Origin of the sequence: Ramlibacter sp. 2FC (assembly GCF_005503345.1) — a bacterium.
Lineage (GTDB): Bacteria > Pseudomonadota > Gammaproteobacteria > Burkholderiales > Burkholderiaceae_C > SCMQ01.
Genome location: NZ_SCMM01000002.1, coordinates 222,668 through 243,059, shown reverse-complemented (window position 1 = coordinate 243,059; position 20,392 = coordinate 222,668). Strand labels below are relative to the sequence as shown.

The 20,392-nt window shown below is 69.8% G+C and carries 22 protein-coding genes; 12 read left to right on the top strand and 10 right to left on the bottom strand.

Annotation, left to right across the window (positions count from 1 at the left end; all coding sequences use genetic code 11):
* Positions 1-142 precede the first annotated feature (142 nt).
* Complete coding sequence (locus FFS10_RS02385) at positions 143-781, top strand: MBL fold metallo-hydrolase (RefSeq protein ID WP_137891067.1); 639 nt, start codon at positions 143-145, stop codon at positions 779-781.
* Positions 782-809: 28 nt separating this feature from the next.
* Here the strand turns inward: FFS10_RS02385 and FFS10_RS02380 are convergent, their stop codons facing one another.
* On the bottom strand, positions 810-1,670 hold the full coding sequence (locus FFS10_RS02380) for a M48 family metallopeptidase (RefSeq protein ID WP_137891065.1): 861 nt from the start codon (positions 1,668-1,670) through the stop codon (positions 810-812).
* Positions 1,671-1,773: 103 nt separating this feature from the next.
* Here FFS10_RS02380 and FFS10_RS02375 point away from each other — a divergent pair, with 103 nt between their 5' ends.
* The 4 genes from FFS10_RS02375 (at position 1,774) to FFS10_RS02360 (ending at position 6,474) form a co-directional block, all read left to right on the top strand.
* On the top strand, positions 1,774-3,132 hold the full coding sequence (locus FFS10_RS02375) for an AmpG family muropeptide MFS transporter (protein WP_137891062.1): 1,359 nt from the start codon (positions 1,774-1,776) through the stop codon (positions 3,130-3,132).
* Between the two features lie 95 nt (positions 3,133-3,227).
* Positions 3,228-3,932 (top strand): response regulator, encoded by a 705-nt coding sequence (locus FFS10_RS02370; protein WP_137891060.1) that lies wholly within the window; start codon positions 3,228-3,230, stop codon positions 3,930-3,932.
* Between the two features lie 18 nt (positions 3,933-3,950).
* A complete protein-coding gene (locus tag FFS10_RS02365) occupies positions 3,951-5,207 on the top strand; it encodes a sensor histidine kinase (RefSeq protein WP_137891058.1) in 1,257 nt (418 codons plus the stop codon).
* 334 nt (positions 5,208-5,541) lie between these two features.
* A complete protein-coding gene (locus FFS10_RS02360; protein ID WP_137891056.1) occupies positions 5,542-6,474 on the top strand; it encodes a hypothetical protein in 933 nt (310 codons plus the stop codon).
* Here FFS10_RS02360 and FFS10_RS02355 read toward each other — a convergent pair.
* The 9 genes from FFS10_RS02355 to FFS10_RS02315 form a co-directional block, all read right to left on the bottom strand.
* On the bottom strand, positions 6,459-7,754 hold the full coding sequence (locus tag FFS10_RS02355; RefSeq protein ID WP_137891054.1) for an O-antigen ligase family protein: 1,296 nt from the start codon (positions 7,752-7,754) through the stop codon (positions 6,459-6,461). The genes FFS10_RS02360 and FFS10_RS02355 overlap by 16 nt on opposite strands.
* Positions 7,741-8,538 carry a glycosyltransferase family 2 protein gene (locus tag FFS10_RS02350; protein WP_137891052.1) on the bottom strand — a complete coding sequence of 266 codons (798 nt, stop codon included), beginning with the start codon at positions 8,536-8,538 and terminating at the stop codon, positions 7,741-7,743. Before FFS10_RS02350 ends, FFS10_RS02355 begins: the two co-directional genes overlap by 14 nt.
* 13 nt (positions 8,539-8,551) lie before the next feature.
* The gene (locus tag FFS10_RS02345; protein WP_137891114.1) at positions 8,552-9,454 is read right to left on the bottom strand and encodes a glycosyltransferase family 2 protein; all 903 of its coding nucleotides are present in this window, start codon (positions 9,452-9,454) and stop codon (positions 8,552-8,554) included.
* A 52-nt stretch (positions 9,455-9,506) separates the two neighbouring features.
* Entirely contained in the window at positions 9,507-9,713 is a 207-nt protein-coding gene (locus FFS10_RS02340; protein WP_137891050.1) for a zinc-finger domain-containing protein, read from the bottom strand.
* Positions 9,714-9,715: 2 nt separating this feature from the next.
* On the bottom strand, positions 9,716-10,654 hold the full coding sequence (locus tag FFS10_RS02335) for a branched-chain amino acid transaminase (protein WP_137891049.1): 939 nt from the start codon (positions 10,652-10,654) through the stop codon (positions 9,716-9,718).
* Positions 10,655-10,714: 60 nt separating this feature from the next.
* Positions 10,715-11,134 carry a glycerate kinase gene (locus FFS10_RS02330; RefSeq protein WP_137891047.1) on the bottom strand — a complete coding sequence of 140 codons (420 nt, stop codon included), beginning with the start codon at positions 11,132-11,134 and terminating at the stop codon, positions 10,715-10,717.
* 64 nt (positions 11,135-11,198) lie between these two features.
* On the bottom strand, positions 11,199-12,575 hold the full coding sequence (radA, locus tag FFS10_RS02325) for a DNA repair protein RadA (protein ID WP_137891046.1): 1,377 nt from the start codon (positions 12,573-12,575) through the stop codon (positions 11,199-11,201).
* Between the two features lie 109 nt (positions 12,576-12,684).
* Positions 12,685-13,185: a DUF3800 domain-containing protein gene (locus tag FFS10_RS02320; RefSeq protein WP_137891044.1), complete on the bottom strand. Its 501-nt coding sequence runs from the start codon at positions 13,183-13,185 to the stop codon at positions 12,685-12,687.
* A gap of 140 nt (positions 13,186-13,325) precedes the next feature.
* The gene (locus FFS10_RS02315) at positions 13,326-14,375 is read right to left on the bottom strand and encodes an NAD(P)H-dependent flavin oxidoreductase (protein WP_137891042.1); all 1,050 of its coding nucleotides are present in this window, start codon (positions 14,373-14,375) and stop codon (positions 13,326-13,328) included.
* Positions 14,376-14,507: 132 nt separating this feature from the next.
* On the opposite strand from FFS10_RS02315, the gene hpaR reads away from it, so the two are divergent.
* The 7 genes from hpaR (at position 14,508) to hpaH (ending at position 20,387) form a co-directional block, all read left to right on the top strand.
* Positions 14,508-14,996, top strand: a complete 489-nt coding sequence (hpaR, locus tag FFS10_RS02310; protein WP_137891041.1) for a homoprotocatechuate degradation operon regulator HpaR — start codon at positions 14,508-14,510, stop codon at positions 14,994-14,996.
* Complete coding sequence (locus tag FFS10_RS02305) at positions 14,993-15,631, top strand: fumarylacetoacetate hydrolase family protein (RefSeq protein WP_137891039.1); 639 nt, start codon at positions 14,993-14,995, stop codon at positions 15,629-15,631. Before hpaR ends, FFS10_RS02305 begins: the two co-directional genes overlap by 4 nt.
* Positions 15,628-16,398, top strand: coding sequence for a fumarylacetoacetate hydrolase family protein (locus FFS10_RS02300; protein ID WP_137891037.1), 771 nt, complete (start codon positions 15,628-15,630; stop codon positions 16,396-16,398). The genes FFS10_RS02305 and FFS10_RS02300 overlap by 4 nt, the downstream gene beginning before the upstream one ends.
* Positions 16,399-16,400: 2 nt before the next feature.
* On the top strand, positions 16,401-17,858 hold the full coding sequence (gene hpaE, locus FFS10_RS02295; protein ID WP_137891112.1) for a 5-carboxymethyl-2-hydroxymuconate semialdehyde dehydrogenase: 1,458 nt from the start codon (positions 16,401-16,403) through the stop codon (positions 17,856-17,858).
* 351 nt (positions 17,859-18,209) lie between these two features.
* Positions 18,210-19,133 carry a 3,4-dihydroxyphenylacetate 2,3-dioxygenase gene (gene hpaD, locus FFS10_RS02290; RefSeq protein WP_137891034.1) on the top strand — a complete coding sequence of 308 codons (924 nt, stop codon included), beginning with the start codon at positions 18,210-18,212 and terminating at the stop codon, positions 19,131-19,133.
* A gap of 13 nt (positions 19,134-19,146) precedes the next feature.
* The gene (locus FFS10_RS02285; RefSeq protein ID WP_137891032.1) at positions 19,147-19,578 is read left to right on the top strand and encodes a 5-carboxymethyl-2-hydroxymuconate Delta-isomerase; all 432 of its coding nucleotides are present in this window, start codon (positions 19,147-19,149) and stop codon (positions 19,576-19,578) included.
* Between the two features lie 5 nt (positions 19,579-19,583).
* Entirely contained in the window at positions 19,584-20,387 is an 804-nt protein-coding gene (gene hpaH, locus FFS10_RS02280; RefSeq protein ID WP_137891030.1) for a 2-oxo-hept-4-ene-1,7-dioate hydratase, read from the top strand.
* Positions 20,388-20,392 lie beyond the last annotated feature (5 nt).

Below are 20,392 nucleotides of genomic sequence, written 5' to 3'. Positions count from 1 at the left end.
CGGGGGATACCGTTCAATCTCCGGCGCGTTTGCTCCGGGGTCATGGCGTGGACTCTCCGCATGGGATGGCGGGCGCACCGCCCGACGGTTGCGCGACAAACGATTATTATCCCGGGTCGCCAGCCGCCGCCAGCCCCCCGCCATGCTGAACTACCACACCGTCCCGGTCACGCCCTTCCAGCAGAACTGCTCCATCGTCTGGTGCGACGAGACCCTGCAGGCCGCCGTCATCGACCCGGGCGGCGAGATCGAGCGCCTGCTGGCCGAAGTGGCGCGGCTGGGCCTCAAGCTGGAGCAGATCTGGCTGACCCATGCCCATATCGACCATGCCGGCGGCACGGGCGAGCTCGCGGCGCGGCTGGGCCTGCCCATCGTCGGCCCGCATCCGGGCGACCAGTTCTGGATAGACGGCCTGCCGCAGCAGAGCCAGATGTTCGGCTTCCCGCCGGCCCAGGCCTTCACGCCCACACGCTGGCTGAACGATGGCGACAGCGTGACGCTGGGCCGCTGCACGCTGGCCGTGCGGCACTGCCCAGGCCACACGCCGGGCCACGTGGTGTTCCACTCGCCCGAGATCCGGCGCGCCTTCGTCGGCGACGTGCTGTTCGCCGGCAGCATAGGCCGCACCGACTTTCCGCAGGGCAACCACGAGCAGTTGATCACCAGCATCACCGAGCGACTGTGGCCCATGGGCGACGACACGGTCTTCATCCCCGGCCATGGACCGGAGAGCAGCTTCGGCCGCGAGCGCCGCAGCAATCCCTACGTGAGAGGGACCTGACTCGCCGGCATCGCGCCGCGACGAAGCCTTACGATTTTTTCGACTGCTCGTAGAGGCTGCGCACCTTGGGCAGGTTGGCCTCCAGCGACTGGATGCGGTCCGGGCCGCTGGGGTGGGTGGACAGGAAGCCCGGCCCGCCGCCACTGCCGTTGGCCGACAGCATCTTGCGCCACAGGCTCACGCTGGCCTCGGGCCGGAAGCCCCCGCGCGCCGCGATCTCCAGACCGACCAGGTCGGCCTCGGATTCGTCGGAGCGGCTGAACTTGAGCGAGAGCAGCTGGGTGCCGATGTTCGCGGCCGCGTCGCCGAGCTGGCCCAGGCCGAACAGCTGGGCCGCGATCGACAGGCCCAGGCCCGTGGCCTGGGTCTTGGCCAGGCGCTCGCGCGCATGCTCGCGCAGTGCGTGGGCCATCTCGTGGCCCATCACCATCGCGACCTCGTCGTCGGTCAGCTGCAGCTTGTCCAGGATGCCGGTGTAGAAGGCGATCTTGCCGCCGGGCATGCACCAGGCGTTGATCTGCTTGCTGCCGATCAGGTTGACCTCCCAGTGCCAGCTGCGCGCGCGCGGGTTCCACTGCGCGGTGTGCGGGACCAGGCGGCGCGCGATGGCGCGCAGGCGCTGCAGCTGCGGGTGGCCATCGGGCGCCAGCGCATCCTGGGCCCGCGCCTCGGCCAGCACCTCGGCGTACTGCTTGGTGGCGGAGCGCTCCAGCGTCTCGGCCGGCACCAGTTTGCGCAGGCCCGAGGACTCGCCCACGTCGACCTGGGCCAGCGCGGGCTGGGCCGCGGCCGCGCCCGCCGCGAGCAGGAAGGCACGCCGCGGCGCCCACGGAGCGTTCGGCGAGAGGTGGGAGTGGAAAGAGGTCTTGGCGTCGCAGAAACGGCACATGATGGGTCAATAATAGTCAGAAGCGATGTTGCGCGTGTTTCCCCGTAACGCGCCTGCGGCCTGTCGCGGCGACAGGTCCTGCCCTGCCTCCTCCCTGCTGTCCATGCCCGAACCTGTTGCCGTCCCCGTCGAATCCCCCCAGCCGGCCCGGCCCTCGTGGCGCCAGGCGCTGCGGGTCTACCTGGAGCCCACCAGCCTGCGCATGCTGGCGCTGGGCTTCGCCGCCGGCCTGCCGCTGATGCTGGTGCTGGGCACGCTGAGCTTTCGCCTGCGCGAGGCCGGCATAGACCGCAGCACCATCGGCTACCTGAGCTGGGTCGGCCTGGCCTACGCCTTCAAATGGGTCTGGGCGCCGCTGGTCGACCGCCTGCCCATCCCCCTGCTGACCCGGGCCCTGGGCCGCCGGCGCAGCTGGCTGCTGCTGTCGCAGTTCGCCATCATGGCCGGCCTGGTCGGCATGGCCCTGGCCGACCCGCGCCTGGCGCTGCAACCCATCGTGGTCTGCGCGCTGGTGGTGGCCTTCGGCTCGGCGACGCAGGACATCGCGCTCGACGCCTTCCGCATCGAGTCGGCCAACATCGACCGCCAGGCCGCGCTGGCCGCGAGCTACCAGACCGGCTACCGGCTGGCCATGATCTGGGCCGGCGCCGGCGTGTTGTGGCTGGCCGCGCGGGCCGAGGTGGCGCCGCTGGTTGCCGGCGCGCCGGCCTACCAGAACGCCGCCTGGCAGGCCGCCTACCTGGTCATGGCCGCGTCCATGGCGGTGGGCGTGGCCACGGTGCTGCTGTCGCGCGAGCCGCTGCGTGTGCCGCTGCCGCCGGCGCGCGGCCTGGCCGATTGGTTGCAGGGCGCCCTGGTCGAGCCCTTCGCCGACTTCTTCCGCCGCTACCGCTGGCAGGCCGTGCTGATCCTGGCGCTGATCGCGGTGTACCGCATCAGCGACGTGGTGATGGGCATCATGGCCAACCCCTTCTACGTCGACATGGGCTACACCAAGGACGAGGTCGCGGCCGTGACCAAGGTCTACGGGGTGGTCATGACCCTGGCCGGCGCCTTCATCGGCGGCGCGCTCTCGATGCGCCTGGGCGTGATGCGCATCCTGATGCTGGGCGCGGTGCTGAGCGCGGCGAGCAACCTGTTGTTCGCCTGGCTGGGCGCGCGCGGCCACGACGTCACGGCGCTGATCCTGGTGGTCTCGGCCGACAACCTGTCCAGCGGCATCGCCTCGGCCGCCTTCATCGCCTACCTGTCCAGCCTGACCAATGTCAGCTACTCGGCGACCCAGTACGCGCTGTTCAGCTCCATGATGCTGCTGCTGCCGAAGTTCGTCGCGGGCTTTTCCGGCGACTACGTGAATGCCTTCGGCTACGCGCAGTTCTTCACCAGCACGGCCCTGCTCGGCGTGCCGGTGCTGGGCCTGATCTGGCTCGCTTCCAGGGCCGGCGCGGCGGCCCGGTCTTGAGCCCGCGCGGCTGCGTTTACTTAACTTTACCGACGGTTCAAGGCGCCGGCCGACTGGAAGGCGCAGCATGGCGCCATGCTGACTAAACTGCGCCCATGAACCCACGCCTGCTGATGATCGAAGACGATGCCCGCCTGGCCCAGATGGTGGGCGAGTACCTGGGGCCGTCGGGTTTCGCGTTCGCCCACGCGGGCGATGGCCTGGGCGGCCTGGCGCGGCTGCAGGAGCAGCCGGTGGACCTGGTCATCCTGGACCTGATGCTGCCCGATGTCGACGGCCTCGAGGTCTGCCGCCGCATCCGCGCGCTGCCCGGCGAGCTGGCGCGTGTGCCGGTGCTGATGCTGACCGCCAAGGGCGACCCCATGGACCGCATCGTCGGGCTCGAGCTCGGCGCCGACGACTACCTGCCCAAGCCCTTCGAGCCGCGCGAGCTGCTGGCGCGCATCAGGGCCGTCCTGCGCCGGCGCGGCGAAGGCGGGCCGGCTGCGACGCCGCTGCTGCACTTCGGCTCGCTGGAGATCGACCGCGACGCGCGCAGCGTGACCGTGAGCGGCCAGGCCTGCGAGCTGACCTCCTACCAGTTCGACCTGCTGGTCGCGCTGGCCGAGCGTGCCGGCCGCGTGCTCACGCGCGACCAGATCATGGAGGCCGTGCGCGGGCGCGAGCTCGAGGCCTTCGACCGCTCGATCGACGTGCACATGGGCCGCATCCGCGCGGCGATCGAGGCCGACCCCAAGAACCCCAAGCGCATCCTCACGGTGCGCGGCGTCGGCTACGTGTTCGCGAAACAACAGGACTAGCGCCCGGGAAGTGTTGTCGTGGCTCTGTTCTCCGCCTTTTCCCGGCGCCTGTACCTGCGCATCTGGCTGGCCGTGGTGGGCGGCGTGGCGGCGCTGGCCCTGGTGGTCGGCTGGGCCTGGCGCGTCGCCGTCCAGTACAACGCGCCGGCGCCCGCGCCGCGCGAGGTCATGGTGCGCAACCTGGCCGGCGAGCTCATAGGCTCGGCCCAGGCCCAGCCCGGACGCCAGCCGGGCCAGCCGCTGGAATTCACCGTGAACCTCAACGACGGCCAGACCCTGATCCTGCAGATGCCGCCGCGCAACCGTCGCATGGGCGGCGGCCCGCCCCCGCCGCCGGCCCCTTACTGGACGCGGCCGCCCTACGGTTTCTTCTGGATGCTGGGCGTGGTCGGCTTGGCGGTGGCGCTGGGCATCTATCCCATCGTGCGCCGGCTCACGCAGCGTCTGGAGGCGCTGCAGCGCGGCGTGCAGCGCTGGGGCGACGGCGACCTGTCGGTGCGCGTGCCGATCACCGGCCAGGACGAGGTGGCCGACCTGGCGCAGCGCTTCAACGCCGCGGCCGAGCGCATCCAGACCCTGATGGCCTCGCAGCAGGCCCTGCTGGCTTCGCAGAAGTCCTTGCTGGCGAACGCCTCGCACGAGCTGCGCTCGCCGCTCACGCGCATCCGCATGGGCTTGGAGCTGCTGGGCGAGCAGGGTCCCGCGGGCGCGCTCTGGGCCGCGCGCAAGAAAGAGATCTCGCGCAACATTGGTGAACTCGACCAGCTGATCGACGAGATCCTGCTGGCCAGCCGGCTCGACGCGCGCGAGGCCGACATCGGCACTGTGGAGCCGGTGGACCTGCTGGGCCTGGCCGCCGAAGAGAGCGCACGCGCCGGGGCCGAGCTGCAGCTGCCGGACGGCGCCGAGGCCCTGGTCGTGCCCGGCGTGGCCAAGCTGCTGCGCCGCCTGGTGCGCAACCTGCTCGAGAACGCGCGCCGCCACGGCGGGCGGGGCGGGCAGGCCGAGGGCATTGCCGTGATCCTGCGCCGCGAGCCGGGCTGGGTGGTGCTGCAGGTCTGCGACCGCGGCCCCGGCGTGCCGCCCGCGCAGCGCGAGCGCATCTTCGAGCCCTTTTACCGCCTGCCCGGCGCCAGCGAGCGCGAGGGCGGGGTCGGCCTGGGCCTGTCCCTGGTGCGGTCCATCGCCCAGCGCCACGGCGGCAGCGTGCACTGCGAGGACCGCGAAGGCGGCGGCGCCCGCTTCAGCGTGCGCCTTCCGCCAGCGAGGGTGTAGCAATTCGTTTCAGCGCGCTCCCCGGTTTGGGCCGACAATGTGCGAATCCCTGTGGTAATTTGCGGTGAATCCGGCGCCGATCACTGAAACAGGGGATGCCAAAGTTGCTGATATTATGTAAAGTTGTGTTTCTTTGCTGTCACGTTCCACGTTTCGAAATACAAGCATCAAGCTTTCGACGAAGATTCAAATTCCAACGACGTCCCTGCAGGGACTTTGACGAGGCCACCGCGAGGTGGCTTCTTTTTTGGCAAACCGCTCGCGGCGGCGGTGTCCTGTCCTCCGGCGGTGGCTGCAAGCACAGAGTCGATAATTGCCTGTGTCCAGACACGGCATGATTGCCAGTCCTCTTCCCATGAGTTGCCGCCACATTCTTTACGTCGCCCATGGGGCCGAGTGCTTCATCCAGGAGGCCGCCTACTCGATACTTTCGCTTTGGCGGCAGCCGGATGGCCGGAGTTACGAGGTGACGGTCGTGACCGATTTGCCCGAGCGCCTCATCGCGCTCGTGGGCGCCGATCCCCGGCTGCACGTCTTGCCGCTAGAACAGGTGCGTCGAGACGCCTGGCGCGGTTCGCTGGGCTACATACATCGCATCAAGCCTTTGGCTATCCAATGGGCGGCGCGGGAATCGACCGTGAGCGCGGACGACCTGTTCCTGTACGTCGATTCGGACACGGTGTTCACGCGCAGTCCTGCCTGCCTGTTCGAGGCGGTCGCGCAGGGAAACATCGTGCTGAACGAGCGCGAAGGCGGCCTGGCTGACAGCCGCCATCAGACTCGTTCACACGCCAAGCTGTATCGAACCGCTAGTCGCCATGAATTCAACGTCCGGGGAACACCTCGCCACCTCGGGGCCGACCTGGGGCTCTGGAATTCCGGCGTGATTGGTTTTCGGGCCGCGCAATTGGCCTTGTTTGACGAAACCGTCGACCTCATCGATCAAATCTTCGCCGTGCTCAAAATTCACACGGTGGAACAGGTTGCTCTGTCCGCCGTGCTGCAGGACCGCGGCCATCCTTTGCGTGACAGCGGCGACGTGATCTTCCACTACCATAACTTCAAGGAGTTCCGCCAGGATCTGGCGCTGTTCTTCGAGCGCTACGGCCACCAGCCCGTGCAGGCGCGGCTGGCACGTTGGGGCGAGGTGGATCCGGTACTCCGAAGCCGGCCCAAGCTGGCTTTCAATGCCCTGCCCAAGTGGCAGCGGAAGATTCGAAAGTGGGTCGGCCGCGGCTGGCAACCCCTGGCCTATCCCTGGGAGTGATCGGACCGGGCATGCGCGGGCGGCGCGCTTTCCGCGTCGAGAAAAACCAGGGCGATGCAGAGGGACAGCATCACCGCGTAGTAGTTGTGCGCGAAGTTGACGTTGCTCAGCCCCGCGACTGCATGCATGAGCAGCAGGCCGGCCATCTGCTGCCCGGCGACCGGGCTGAGGCGCCACAGGCGGCGGGCCGCCACGGCCATGCCGGCCAGCAGGGCCAGCAGGCCGGCCAGCCCGAGCAGGCCGCCGTCCAGGGCGTTGTGCAGGTACTGGTTGTGTGCATGGCCGAGCTGGCGCACGTGGGTCAGGCGCTCGCGCTGCTCGGGAGGCAGTTGTTCTCCCGCGTGCCGGATGCGCTGCAGGCGCTCGGTGGCGCCCAGGCCTATCCAGGGGGATTCGTGGATGCCGTTCCAGGCCATCTGGAACAGGAACACGCGCGCGCCCAGCGAGCTGTTGTAGTCGGAGCTTGAAACGGCGAGGTCGACTTCCTGCCAGGCCCGGCGCACGCGCAGCGGGTCGCCGGGCAGGCTGATCGCCGCCGCCAGGGCAGAAGCGAGCAGCACGGCGGCGATGCCCATCGAGCGGGGCCGCAGCAGCCGATGGCGGCGGCGCAGCGCCAGGGCGGCCAGCAGCAGCACCCAGGGCAAGACGGCATAGGCGCCGCGCGACTGGCTGGCCAGCACGGCCGCGATGCCGCAACCCGCGCTGAACGCCCAGACCGCGCGGCCGCGTGGTGAGGCACGCCCGTCCAGTGCATGGGGCCAGAGCAGGCAGACCAGGAAGCTCACGGCCACGGCCCAGGGGATGGGGTGGGAGGGCAGCCGATCGCGGTCCAGGCTCAAGGCCAGGACCAGGGCGAACACGCAGGCGGCCGCGGCGGCGCCCGGCAGCCAGCGGCCGGCGAACGCGGCGCGGTGGCGCGCCACGACCCAGGTGGCGGTGGCGGCGAGCAGCAGGCGCAGGCCGCTGCCCAGGTCGGCCGTGAGCTTGCAGCAGGGCTCGTCCCAGACCCAGGACAGGCCGGTCCACAGCGCCATGGCGGCCAGGCAGGACAGCAGCCAGGCGGTGGCGGCGGCCTGCGCGCCCGCGAGGCGCGGGCGCGAGGGCCCCGCGCCCAGCCACAGGGCGAGCAGCAGCAGCAGCAGCCAGGCCGCGCCCGCGAGCTTGGTGTTCAGGGGGCTGAGCGCCGTGCCGGCCAGCAGCAGGCCGAGCAGGCCCCGCGTGATGGCGGAAGGCGCAGGCGGTGGCGGCGGGGCCCCCAGCTGCCGGTCAGCGGCCGACATCGGCGGTCAGGTGGGCGCGGTCGTAGTGCAGCGCCGCGTAGCGGAAGAAGCACTCCAGGGCGATGAAGAAGCAGAACAGGAAGCCGGCGCCGCCACCCGTGAAGCCCAGACGAAACACATACAGGCGCAGGAAGATGGCGAGGCCCGAGGCCATGCCGCGCAGCACGCCGCCGCGCTTGCCTGCCTCGGCGCGCTTGGTCGCGCCCAGCATGGCGTACTGGGTCAGCTTCTGCAGGCTGCCGCGCACGGTCTGGCGCGAGAAATGGCGCAGCTTGGCCTTGAACACATGGCGCGGGGCCTGGGGCTCGGCCAGCACCGCATGCTCGTGCACCACGCCTTCGAAGCCGGTCAGCATGTCGCGCCTGAACAGCCGCTCCAGGCTGGACTGCGAGAGGAAATAGCGCAGCTCTTCGCCGTAGGCCACCACGCTCCACTCGACCTTCCAGACCGCGCGCTGGCCCGAGCGCACGGCGGCCTGGATCTCGGCCTGCAGGCGCGGCGTGATCTCCTCGTCCGCATCCAGGAACAGGATGTAGTCGCCCGTCGCATGCTGGAGCAGCCGGTTGCGCTGCACGGCGAAGCCCTGCCAGTCGGCGTAGACATGGGTCTTGGCGCCCAGGTTCTGGGCGATCGCCACGGTGGCGTCGCTGCTGCCGCTGTCGACGACGATGACTTCGTCGGCGAAGGCGGCGCTGCGCAGGCAGCGCTCGATCTGGTGCGCCTCGTTCTTGGCCAGCACGCCGATGGTGAGCGTGGGCTGTCCGGTGTGCGGGGTGGGTGGCATGGGATGCGTCTTGTCAGTGGGCCGCGCGGCGGGCCTGGGCGAGCGCGCCGGTGTCCAGCGCGGCCAGGCCGCGCAGGCGCCCCCAGGCGCGCGCAAGGTGTTTAGGGGAGGGCAGCAGGCAGCGTGCGGCCAGGTTCAGCGCCGCTGCCAGCAGTGCGCGGCGGCGCAGGCGCCGCGCGGCCGCGGCACCGGCGTGCTTCCAGGCGAACAGGATCTTGGACTGCACATGGTGGTAGCCGCGCCAGTACTCGGCGCACCAGGGGCGGCTGCCCCGGACCGAGCCGCGCGAGAGGTGGGTGATGCGCACCTCGGGCAGGACCAGGATCTGGCGCCTGGCCTGGAAGGCGCGCAGGCACAGGTCCTCGTCCTCGTAGTAGAGAAAGAACAGGGGGTCGAAGGCGCCGCCTATGCGCGGCAGGTCCTGCATGCGCACCAGCATCGCGGCCGCGCAGGCGTAGCCCACGTTGAGCGGGCCTTCGGCGCCACCGGTTTGCGGGGCCCAGGTCTCGCGCGGCCAGCTGTAATTGAGCTGCGGCGCCCCCGAGGCCTCGGTCAGCTGCGGCACGACCAGGGTGGCGTCGGGCCAGGTCTGGGCGCCCCGCACCAGGGCGGCGATCTGCCCGGGCTGGACCAGGCAGTCGGGGTTCAGCAGCAGCGCGTAGGGGGTCCTGACCTCGGCCAGTCCCGCGTTGTTGGCCGCGCCATAGCCGCGGTTGGCCGGCATGGCGAGCAGGCGCGCCGCCGGCAGATGGGTTCGCACCTGGGCGCAGCTGTCGTCGGCGCTGGCGTTGTCGACCACGATCACATGCGGCAGGCCGGCCAGGCCGGCCGCCAGCGGCGCGATGCAGTGCGCGCTGTTGTAGGTGACGGTCAGCACCGTCACCTGGTCCAGGGCCGCGGACTCGCTGGGGCTCATCGACACGGGGGCAGGTGCGCGCTCGGGCGGCTTGCCCTGGGGCGCGGGCCTCTCAATGGTGGTGCCCGACCGTCTCGCCTGCCTTGAGGCGGTAGACCGTGCCGCAGTAGGGGCACTTGGCCTCGCCGGTGCGCGCCACGTCGAGGTAGACCTTGGGGTGGCTGTTCCAGAGCTTCATGTCGGCCAGCGGGCTGGGGCAGAACACGCCGCCCTGGTGGTTGAGGTCCTTGGCCAGGAGTTCGACAAGGGCTTGCGTCATGCTCAGACCTTGGTGAGCCAGTGGGCGTACTTGGGGTTGCGGCCGTTGACGATGTCAAAGAACGCGCTCTGGATCTTCTCGGTGAGCGGGCCGCGGCTGCCGCTGCCGATCTCCACGCGGTCGAGCTCGCGGATCGGCGTGACCTCGGCGGCGGTGCCGGTGAAGAAGGCCTCGTCGGCGATGTAGACCTCGTCGCGCGTGATGCGCTTTTGCACCAGCTCCAGGCCCAGGTCCTTGCAGATGTGGAACACGGTGTTGCGCGTGATGCCGTTGAGCGCGCCGGCCGACAGGTCGGGGGTGTAGACCACGCCGCCCTTGATCACGAAGATGTTCTCGCCCGCGCCCTCGGAGACGAAGCCGGAGGCGTCGAGCAGCAGGGCCTCGTCGTAGCCGTCGTCCAGTGCCTCCATGTTGGCCAGGATGGAGTTGCTGTAGTTGCTCACCGCCTTGGCCTGCGTCATCGTGATGTTGACGTGGTGGCGCGTGTAGCTGCTGGTCTTGACGCGGATGCCGCGCTTCATGCCCTCCTCGCCGAGGTAGGCGCCCCAGGCCCAGGCAGCGACCATCATGTGGATGGTGTTGCCCTTGGGCGAGACGCCCAGCTTCTCGTCGCCGATCCAGACCAGGGGGCGGATGTAGCCGCTTTCCAGGCCGTTGTCGCGGATCGCGGCCTTCTGCGCCTCGTTGACCTGCTCCTGGCTGAAGGGGATCTTCATGCGCAGGATCTTGGCGCTGTTGAACAGGCGCTCGGTGTGCTCCTGCAGGCGGAAGATGGCCGTGCCGTTCACGGTGTTGTAGGCGCGCACGCCCTCGAAGGCGCCGCAGCCGTAGTGCAGGGTGTGGGTCAGCACGTGGATCTTGGCTTCGCGCCAGTCGACCATTTCGCCGTCCAGCCAGATCTTGCCGTCGCGGTCGGCCATCGAGGGAATCACGGGGCTCATGAAAGGGGTCCTTTGGAAGTTGGCGGGCCTTGTCTGGCGGCCCGCAGGTAAAACGGGATTTTACGGGGCCGGCGGCGGCGCCTCGTCGCCGGTGGGCGGGCGTTCCAGCGTCCACCGCGCCAGCTTACCCTGCTGGAACTCGCAGGTGACATGGGACTGGCTGCCATCGGTCCAGCGGTAGATCTCGGGCTGCTCTCCCTTGGGCGAGCGCAGCTCGCCGAGCGCGCGCGTCATCGCGATCACGTGCATCAGCGTCACGCCGGGCTTGAGCTTGGCGTTGAGCATCACGGCGCTGCCGACGAAGCCGACCGGCCGGTCGGCGGCGCGCTTGAGAATGGTCATCATGCGCGTGAAGTGCAGCAGCAGCCACATCACCAGGCCGCCGCCCGCAATCGCCACGCCGGGCCAGCCGTAGGCGCGCCAGGCCGCATAGAGCAGCACCAGGCTGGCGACGGGAACGAGCAATTTCTGGAAATTCATGGCGGCGATTGTCTTATGTCCGGGCCAGGGCCGGCCTGCGGGGACTGCGTAGGTCCTGTCTTGTCTAACCCAGGCTGCGCGCCAGTTCCATGGCCTCCTCGATGCGCTCCACGGCGTGGATCTCCAGGCCCTCGAAGGCCTTGTCCTGCTTCTTGGGCGCGTTGGCCTTGGGCACGACGGCGACCGAGAAGCCGAGCTTGGCGGCCTCCTTCAGGCGCTCCTGGCCGCGCGGCGCGGGCCGCACCTCGCCGGCCAGGCCGACCTCGCCGAAGGCGATGAAGCCGCGCGGCAGGGGCTTGCCGCGCAGCGAGGAGGTGATGGCCAGCATCGCCGCCAGGTCGGCTGCCGGCTCGCTGATGCGCACCCCGCCCACGGCGTTGACGAACACGTCCTGGTCCATGCAGGCCACGCCGGCATGGCGGTGCAGCACGGCCAGCAGCATGGCCAGGCGGTCGCGCTCCAGGCCCACCGAGAGGCGGCGCGGGCTGGGCCCGCCGCTGTCCACCAGGGCTTGGATCTCGACCAGCAGGGGACGCGTGCCTTCCAGCGTGACCAGCACGCAGCTGCCCGGCACGGGCTCGGCGTGCTGGGAGAGGAAGATCGCGCTGGGATTGCTCACGCCCTTGAGGCCGCGCTCGGTCATGGCGAAGACGCCGATCTCGTTGACCGCGCCGAAGCGGTTCTTGATCGCGCGGACCAGGCGGAAGCTCGAATGCGTGTCGCCCTCGAAATACAGCACGGTGTCGACCATGTGCTCGAGCACGCGCGGGCCGGCCAGCGCGCCCTCCTTGGTCACATGGCCGACCAGCACCACGGCCGTGCCGCTGGCCTTGGCGGCGCGCGTGAGGTGGGCCGCGCATTCGCGCACCTGGGCCACCGAGCCGGGGGCCGAGCTCAGCTGGTCCGAGTACACGGTCTGGATCGAGTCGATCACGGCGATCGCGGGCCGCGTGGCCTCCAGCGTGGCCAGGATCTTCTCGAGCTGGATCTCGGCCAGCACCTGGACCTGGGAGCCGTCCAGGCCGAGCCGGCGCGAGCGCAGCGCGACCTGGGCCCCGCTTTCCTCGCCGGTCACATACAGCGTGGACTGGCCCGCGCGCTGCAGCGCATCGAGTGCCTGCAGCAGCAGGGTCGACTTGCCTATGCCGGGGTCGCCGCCGATCAGCACCACGCCGCCCTCGACCACCCCGCCGCCGAGCACGCGGTCCAGCTCATTGAGGCCGGTCGGCTGGCGCGCCACGTCGCGCGCCTCGATCTCGGCCAGCGTGGTGACGGGGCTGGATTTCGCCAGCGCCGCATAGCGGTTCTTTGCCGGCGCCGCGCTCTCGGCCAGCGACTCGATCAGTGTGTTCCAGGCGCCGCAGTGCGGGCATTTGCCCAGCCAGCGCGGCGTGGTGCCGCCGCAGTCGTTGCAGGTGTAGATGGTTTTTTCTTTGGCCATGGGGATGAACCACTAAACGCTTGTATGGCGCGCGTCATCAGCGCCCCTGATAGAATCGAGCTTCGGGGGACAAAAGTCGGCTTCATGCCGTGAGGTGATTCGGTTCATCCTATATCTCCCGATCCTTATTACCAACACCCGCTCGGCTCGCCAGAGTCAGCGGGTGTTCCTTATTGAAGACCACGAAATCATCAGCGCGTTGGCCGCGCTTTTTCGGCGGTTTCGCATCCAGGTCCAGGACCTCCAGCGTCTGCGGCCAGATGAAATCCAGATAACGCGTTTCCCCGCGCTCATAGAAGCGTTGCAAGGCCCACAGGTAGTAGTCCACCGCCTGTAGGCCGGCATGGTCCTTCGTGTGGAAGTTCACCGCCGTGCGCTGCCGCGCCGGGTCCAGCGATGGCACGCCCTTGAAATAGGGGTCGGCCAGTACCTCGGCGCGCAGGCTGTCCAGATCGGCCTTGAGTGCATCCACGTCCCGGCACTCCGGCTTCCCCTCGATGAAAAAGCGCGAACAGCCCTCCGTGGCTACAACCACCTTGCCACCTTTGGCGAACAGCGTAGCGTCGCCGGCCTCGTCCACAAAGAAATGCGTTCCAGTCATGTCGTTCATGCTTGTGATGCGGCAGCGTTCTGGTCTTGTGATAGCGCGTCGAAGCGCCGCGGCGACCCTGTAGTCGACTTCAAGTTCGCGGGTGGCTGCGTGGAAGACCACGACATGCGAGGGGCGCCGGCTATGCAAATTTTCGGGGTTCAGGTCGTACGCAGGCCGGCAGCCAGGGCGCGGGTCAGCTCGGCCGCGGGGACGGGGCGGCAGCCGCTGGCGTTCTGGCCCGACCACAGCGGCGAGAAGTCGCCGCTGCCGCATTGTTCGGCGTGGGCGCGCAGCGGGGCCATGGCGGCAGTGGCCAGCGGGAAGGCCGGGGCCGCGGGGCTGATAGCCCCCAGCTCGCGCATCACGCGGTTGACGATGCCGCGCGCCGGCCGGCCGGTGAACACATTGGTCAGCGCCGTGTGGCGCGCGGCCTCGCTCTGCAGCGCGGCGCGGTGCAGGGCGCTGGTGCTGGCCTCGGGGCAGCAGAGGTAGGCCGTGCCGACCTGCACGCCGGCCGCGCCCAGCGCCATGGCGGCGGCCACGCCGGCCGCGTCGGCGATACCGCCGGCCGCGATCACCGGGACCTTGACCGCGTGCACCACCTGGGGCAGCAGGGCGAAGCTGCCGAGCTGGGTCGTCAGGTCCTCGCTCAGGAACATGCCGCGGTGGCCGCCGGCCTCCAGGCCCTGGGCGATGATGGCGTCGGCCCCATGCGCCTGCAGCCACAGCGCCTCTTCCACCGTGGTGGCGGAGGACAGCACCCTGGTGCCCCAGCTCTTCACGCGCTGCAGCAGCGCGGCTTCGGGCAGGCCGAAATGAAAGCTCACCACGGCGGGGCGGTAGGCGTCCAGGATGTCGGCGGCCTCGTGGGTGAACGGCTGGCGTCCCGGACCGGCCGGCACGGCCGCCAGGTCCAGGCCGAATTCTTCGTAGTAGGGCGCCAGCGCGGCGCGCCAGGCGGCTTCGCGCGCCGCGTCGGGCTCGGGCTGGACGTGGCAGAAGAAGTTCACGTTGTAGGGCCGCTGCGTGCCCGCGGCCAGCGCCGCCAGTTCGCTGCGCAGGGCCTCGGGCGAGAGCATGGCGCAGGGCAGCGAGCCCAGGCCGCCGGCGCTGCACACCGCCAGCGCCAGCGCGCTGCCTTGCACGCCCGCCATCGGGGCCTGGATCAGGGGCAGGTCTATGCCCAGAAGGTCTTGCAAGCGGTTCATGAATGGGCCTCCAGTCGAGGCATTGTCGCAGTCCGGCCGCAAGGCCTGCGCCGCACCGTTCCCAGGCCGGGTGGGGTGATCAGGGATTACCCGCGGTGCGCTGCGGTTCAAATCATTTAACATGTTAAATAAATGAAGACCAACCCCTCCTTCGCCCACCGCAACCTGCCGCGCCTGCTGCTTCAGGCGCGCGAGGCCGTGATGGCCCACACCCGGCCCAGCCTGCGCGCCCATGGCCTGTCCGACCAGCAGTGGCGCGTGCTGCGCGTGCTCGGCGAGCATGCGGGCGAGGCCGGGGGCGTGGAAACCGGCCGCGTGGCGCGCGAGGCCTTCATCCTCGGCCCCAGCCTCACCGGCGTGCTGGGCCGCATGGAGCGCGACGGCCTGATCGGCCGCAGCCGCTGCCCCGAGGACGCGCGCCGCAGCGTGGTGCGCGCCACAGCCGAGGGGCTGGCCATGGCCGCCACGCTGTCGACCGCCATCGAGTCGCACTACGCCTGGCTCGAGGACCGGCTCGGCAAGGCCAGGCTGGCCCAGCTCTATGCCCTGCTCGACGAGGTGATCGCGCTCGAGCAGCCGGCCGACGTCACCGAAGACCTGGAAACGGACACCGCCCCATGACCCCCTTTCTGCCCGAGGGCACGGTGTACGGCACCCTGCTCAATTTCCGACGCGAGCAGGCCCTGTGGGCCGGCCGCATGGCCGAGCCGCCCTACCAGGCGCCGCCGCGCGCGCCCGTGCTCTACATCAAGACCGCCAACACCTTCAGCCCCTGCGGCGCGGCGATTGCGCTGCCGGACCATGTGGCCGAGGTCGAGATCGGCGCCTCGCTCGCCCTGGTGATGGGGCCGCAGGCCCAGGTGGCGGGCGCCGTGCTGCTGAACGACCTGTCTCTGCCGCATGCCAGCTACTACCGCCCCCCGATCAAGTACCGCTGCCTGGACGGCTTCCTGGGCGTCGGGCCGCGCTGCCACCCGCTGGCCGGTCTCGACGCCCTGGCGGCGCTGAAGCTCGAGGTTCGCGTCAACGGCGCGCTGGTGCAGACCGTGGCCCTGAGCGAGCTGGTGCGGGACGCGGCGACCCTGCTGGCCGACGTGGCCGAGTTCATGAGCCTGCAGCCCGGCGACCTGCTGATGCTGGGCAGCGACTGCCTGGAAGACGGCGGGCGGCCGCGCGCCCGGCTGGGCGACCGCATCGAGATCTGCGCGCCGGGCTTCGAGCCGCTGGTCAACACCGTGGTGAAGGAGCTCGCATGAAGAGAGCGCGCATCGCCTGGGCCGGCGCAGTCCACGAGGCCGTGGAGCGTGAAGGCCGGCTCGAGCTGCTGACCCCGGCCTTCAGCGGCCGCCTGCTGTCGTTCGACGAGGTGGTCTGGCTGCCGCCGCTCCACCCCATGCCCGCGCACCGGCCGCGCACCATCCTGGCCCTGGGCCTGAACTACGCCGACCATGCCAGGGAGCTGGCCTTCAAGGCGCCCGAGGAGCCGCTGGCCTTTCTCAAGGGCGAGGCCACGCTGATCGGCCACCGCGCCTACACGCGCCGCCCGGCCGGCGTGGACTTCATGCACTACGAGTGCGAGCTGGCCGTGGTGATAGGCCGGACCGCGAAAAAGGTGAAACGCGACGACGCCTACGATTTCGTCGCCGGCTACTGCGTGGCCAACGACTACGCGATCCGCGACTACCTCGAGAACTGGTACCGACCCAACCTGCGCGTGAAGAACCGCGACACCTGCACGCCCCTGGGCCCCTGGCTGGTGGACGCGGCCGATGTCCCCGACCCGATGAAGCTCGCGCTCAAGACCTCGGTGAACGGGCAGCTGACCCAGAGCGGCAACACGCGCGACATGATCTTCGACGTGCCGCGCCTGATCGAGTACTTCACGAGCTTCATGACGCTCTCGCCCGGCGACCTGATCCTCACCGGCACGCCCGACGGCGTGGTCGACTGCCGGCCCGGCGACCGCGTCGTGACCGAGATCGAGGGCCTGGGCGCGCTCGAAAACACCATCGACGAAGGATGAACATGCGCATCGACCATCTGATCGACGGCAAGCCGGTCGCCGGGACAGACTACTTCGAGACCGTCAACCCCGCCACCCAGCAGGTGCTGGCCGAGGTCGCCGCAGGCGGCGAGGCAGAGGTGAACGCTGCCGTGGCCGCGGCCAAGGCGGCCTTCCCGGCCTGGGCCGGCAAGCCCGCGGCCGAGCGCGCGAAGCTGATCCGGCGCCTCGGCGACCTGATCGCGAAGAACGTGCCCGAGCTGGCGCAGACCGAGACCGACGACTGCGGCCAGGTCATCGCGCAGACCGGCAAGCAGCTGATCCCGCGCGCGGCCGACAACTTCCATTACTTCGCCGAGATGTGCACGCGCGTGGACGGCCACACCTATCCCACACCCACGCACCTGAACTACACCCTGTTCCACCCGGTGGGCGTGTGCGCGCTGATCAGCCCCTGGAACGTGCCCTTCATGACGGCGACCTGGAAGGTCGCGCCCTGCCTGGCCTTCGGCAACACGGCCGTGCTCAAGATGAGCGAGCTCTCGCCGCTCACGGCCGCGCGCTTGGGGCGCCTCGCGCTCGAAGCGGGTATCCCGCCCGGTGTGCTGAACATCGTGCACGGCTACGGCCAGCAAGCCGGCGAACCGCTGGTCGCCCACCCCGACGTGCGCGCGATCAGCTTCACCGGCTCGACCGCCACCGGCAACCGCATCGTCAAGACCGCGGGCCTCAAGAAGTTCAGCATGGAGCTGGGCGGCAAGAGCCCCTTCGTGGTGTTCGACGACGCCGACCTCGAGCGCGCGCTCGACGCCGCGGTGTTCATGATCTTCTCCAACAACGGCGAGCGCTGCACGGCCGGCAGCCGCATCCTGGTGCAGCAGAACATCTACGCCGACTTCGCGGCGAAGTTCGCCGAGCGCGCCAGGCGCATCACGGTGGGCGACCCGCTCGACGAGGGCACCATCGTCGGCCCCATGGTCAGCCCCGGCCACCTGGCCAAGGTGCGCAGCTACATCGAGCTGGGCCCCAAGGAGGGCGCGACGCTGTTGTGCGGCGGCCTGGGCCAGCCCGAGCTGCCCGAGCGCGTGAAGAAGGGCAACTACGTGCTGCCCACGGTGTTCGCCGACGTGGACAACCGCATGCGCATCGCGCAGGAGGAGATCTTCGGCCCGGTCGCCTGCCTGATCCCGTTCCGCGACGAAGCCCATGCGATAGCGCTGGCCAACGACATCCAATACGGCCTGTCGAGCTACGTCTGGACCGAGAACATAGGCCGCGCCCACCGCGTGGCCGCCGCCATCGAGGCCGGTATGTGCTTCGTCAACAGCCAGAACGTGCGCGACCTGCGCCAGCCCTTCGGCGGCACCAAGGCCTCGGGCACGGGCCGCGAGGGCGGCACCTGGAGCTACGAGGTGTTCTGCGAGCCCAAGAACGTCGCGGTCTCGCTGGGCTCGCACCATATTCCGCACTGGGGGGCTTGATGAGGCGCCTCCCCGCTTCTCTCGAAGCACCTCGCGGGATTCGGCGGCCGGGGTGCCCTGCTCCGCTCATGTCCTCCGGATTGGGCTTTGCCCAATCCTCCCCCTTGACTTCGCTGCGCAGGACACCCCGGCCACCGAATCCAGCGGGGCGTGTGGTTGGGAACGCCGGCATGCGCGCAGCTCGCAGCGGGATGGCGGTGCGGGGTGGGCGCCGCAGCGAAGTCAAGGAGGAGGGGCGGGCGCAGCCCGTCCCGGGGGACATGAGCGGAGGCGCCCACCCCGCGCCGACAACCCGCGGAGCGAGAGCAGACTTCTCGCGCCAAGCCAGGCAACACGAAAGGCTCGACTGACATGGGCAAACTAGCACTCGCCGCCAAGATCACCCACGTCCCCTCGATGTACCTGTCCGAAATGGACGGTCCGCGCAAGGGCACGCGCCAGGACGCAATCGAGGGCCATGCCGAGATCGGCCGGCGCTGCCGCGCGCTCGGCGTGGACACCCTGGTGGTGTTCGACACGCACTGGCTGGTCAACGCGGGCTACCACATCAACTGCGCGCCAAGCTGGGAAGGCGTCTACACCAGCAACGAGTTGCCGCATTTCATCAGCAACATGCGCTTCGGCTTCTCGGGCAATCCGCAGCTCGGCCGGCTGCTGGCCAAGACCTGCAACGAGATGGGCGTGGAGACGCTGGCGCACGACGCGACCACGCTCAATCCCGAGTACGGCACCCTGGTGCCCATGCGCTACATGAACGCCGACCAGCACTTCAAGGTGGTCTCGGTCTCGGCCCTGTGCACCTCGCACTACCTCAACGACAGCGCGCGCCTGGGCTGGGCCATGCGCCGCGCGATCGAGGACGAGTACCAGGGCACGGTCGCCATCCTCGCCAGCGGCTCGCTCTCGCACCGCTTCGCGCAGAACGGCCTGGCGCCCGAGTACGCCTTCAAGGTCTGGAGCCCGTTCCTCGAGCACCTCGACCACGAGGTCATCCGCATGTGGCAGCAGGGCGACTGGGCCGACTTCTGCGCCATGCTGCCCGAGTACGCGAGCAAGGGCCATGGCGAGGGCTTCATGCACGACACGGCCATGCTGCTCGGCGCCCTGGGCTGGTCGGACTACGACGGCCAGGCCGAGGTGCTCACGCCTTACTTCGGCGCCTCGGGCACGGGCCAGATCAACGCCCTGTTTCCGGTCACGCCGCAGACCGGCGCTTCCATCCCCGCGGCCCAGGCCTCCTCGGCCGCGGGCTACCATGCCGCCGGCCGCCTCTGAGACTCGTCCTGACATGCCCCATCTGGTCATCCTCTACACCCCCAACCTCGAGACCGAGGTCGACATGGGCGCGCTGTGCCGAGACGCCGCCGACGCCATGCTGGCCGTGCGCGACGACGAGGGCCGCCAGGTTTTCCCCACCGGCGGCACCCGCGTGCTGGCCTATCCGGCCGCGCATTACGCGGTGGCCGATGGTGGGGCCGCGGGACGCGCCGCGGGTGGCAGCGGCGACTACGGCTTCATGTACCTGAACCTGCGCATGGCGGCTGGCCGCAGCGCGGCCACCCAGCAACGCGCCGGCCAGGCCCTGCTGGCGGCCGTGCGCAAGCGCATGGACCCGCTGCTCGCGCAGCGACCCATAGGCATCACGCTGCAGGTCGACGAGGGCCACGAGGTCTTCGACGCCAAGCACAGCAGCCTCCACCCCCTGTTTGCCAAGCCCTGAAATCCATGCTGTCCGAAGACCTGATCCACCAGCTCGCCGCCGAGCTGCACCAGAGCGAGAAGACGCGCGTGCAGCTCGAGCATTTTTCCAAGCGCTACCCGGCGATGGACATCGCGGACGGCTACCGCATCAGCCGCGCCTGGGTGCAGATGAAGCTGGCCGAGGGCCGCCAAGTGCGGGGCCACAAGATCGGCCTGACCTCGCGCGCCATGCAGCAGGCCAGCCAGATCGCCGAGCCCGACTACGGCACCCTGCTCGACGACATGTTCTTCCCCGAGGGTGGCGACATCCCGTTCACGCGCTTCATCGCGCCGCGCGTCGAGGTCGAGCTGGCCTTCGTGCTCGGCAAGCCGCTGAAGGGGCCGAACGTCACGGTGTTCGAGGTGCTGGCCGCGACCGACTACGTGGTGCCCGCGATCGAGATCATCGACGCGCGCATCGAGCAGTTCGATCGCCACAGCAAGGCCATGCGCAAGGTGTTCGACACGATTTCCGACAACGCGGCCAACGCCGGCATCGTCACCGGCGGGCGCCCGGTCAAGCCCGACGCGGTGGACCTGCGCTGGGTCGGCGCCCTGCTCTACAGGAACGGCGTGATCGAGGAGACCGGCCTGGCGGCCGGCGTGCTGGGCCACCCGGCCAAGGGCGTGGCCTGGCTGGCCAACAAGCTCGCGCCCTGGGGCGCGCACCTGGCGGTCGGCGAGGTGGTGCTCGGCGGCTCGTTCACGCGCCCAGTGGCGGCCGCGCCCGGCGACAGCTTCCACGCCGACTACGGGCCCCTGGGCGCCATAGCCTTCCGCTTCGCATAAAACCA

Excerpts from the sequence above, each read along its gene's own strand:
- FFS10_RS02385 (WP_137891067.1), top strand. The coding sequence starts at position 143 with ATGCTGAACTACCACACCGTCCCGGTCACGCCCTTCCAGCAGAACTGC.
- FFS10_RS02380 (WP_137891065.1), bottom strand. The coding sequence starts at position 1,670 with ATGTGCCGTTTCTGCGACGCCAAGACCTCTTTCCACTCCCACCTCTCG.
- FFS10_RS02375 (WP_137891062.1), top strand. The coding sequence starts at position 1,774 with ATGCCCGAACCTGTTGCCGTCCCCGTCGAATCCCCCCAGCCGGCCCGG.
- FFS10_RS02370 (WP_137891060.1), top strand. The coding sequence starts at position 3,228 with ATGAACCCACGCCTGCTGATGATCGAAGACGATGCCCGCCTGGCCCAG.
- FFS10_RS02360 (WP_137891056.1), top strand. The coding sequence starts at position 5,542 with ATGATTGCCAGTCCTCTTCCCATGAGTTGCCGCCACATTCTTTACGTC.
- FFS10_RS02355 (WP_137891054.1), bottom strand. The coding sequence starts at position 7,754 with ATGTCGGCCGCTGACCGGCAGCTGGGGGCCCCGCCGCCACCGCCTGCG.
- FFS10_RS02350 (WP_137891052.1), bottom strand. The coding sequence starts at position 8,538 with ATGCCACCCACCCCGCACACCGGACAGCCCACGCTCACCATCGGCGTG.
- FFS10_RS02345 (WP_137891114.1), bottom strand. The coding sequence starts at position 9,454 with ATGAGCCCCAGCGAGTCCGCGGCCCTGGACCAGGTGACGGTGCTGACC.
- FFS10_RS02340 (WP_137891050.1), bottom strand. The coding sequence starts at position 9,713 with ATGACGCAAGCCCTTGTCGAACTCCTGGCCAAGGACCTCAACCACCAG.
- FFS10_RS02335 (WP_137891049.1), bottom strand. The coding sequence starts at position 10,654 with ATGAGCCCCGTGATTCCCTCGATGGCCGACCGCGACGGCAAGATCTGG.
- FFS10_RS02330 (WP_137891047.1), bottom strand. The coding sequence starts at position 11,134 with ATGAATTTCCAGAAATTGCTCGTTCCCGTCGCCAGCCTGGTGCTGCTC.
- radA (WP_137891046.1), bottom strand. The coding sequence starts at position 12,575 with ATGGCCAAAGAAAAAACCATCTACACCTGCAACGACTGCGGCGGCACC.
- FFS10_RS02320 (WP_137891044.1), bottom strand. The coding sequence starts at position 13,185 with ATGAACGACATGACTGGAACGCATTTCTTTGTGGACGAGGCCGGCGAC.
- FFS10_RS02315 (WP_137891042.1), bottom strand. The coding sequence starts at position 14,375 with ATGAACCGCTTGCAAGACCTTCTGGGCATAGACCTGCCCCTGATCCAG.
- hpaR (WP_137891041.1), top strand. The coding sequence starts at position 14,508 with ATGAAGACCAACCCCTCCTTCGCCCACCGCAACCTGCCGCGCCTGCTG.
- FFS10_RS02305 (WP_137891039.1), top strand. The coding sequence starts at position 14,993 with ATGACCCCCTTTCTGCCCGAGGGCACGGTGTACGGCACCCTGCTCAAT.
- FFS10_RS02300 (WP_137891037.1), top strand. The coding sequence starts at position 15,628 with ATGAAGAGAGCGCGCATCGCCTGGGCCGGCGCAGTCCACGAGGCCGTG.
- hpaE (WP_137891112.1), top strand. The coding sequence starts at position 16,401 with ATGCGCATCGACCATCTGATCGACGGCAAGCCGGTCGCCGGGACAGAC.
- hpaD (WP_137891034.1), top strand. The coding sequence starts at position 18,210 with ATGGGCAAACTAGCACTCGCCGCCAAGATCACCCACGTCCCCTCGATG.
- FFS10_RS02285 (WP_137891032.1), top strand. The coding sequence starts at position 19,147 with ATGCCCCATCTGGTCATCCTCTACACCCCCAACCTCGAGACCGAGGTC.
- hpaH (WP_137891030.1), top strand. The coding sequence starts at position 19,584 with ATGCTGTCCGAAGACCTGATCCACCAGCTCGCCGCCGAGCTGCACCAG.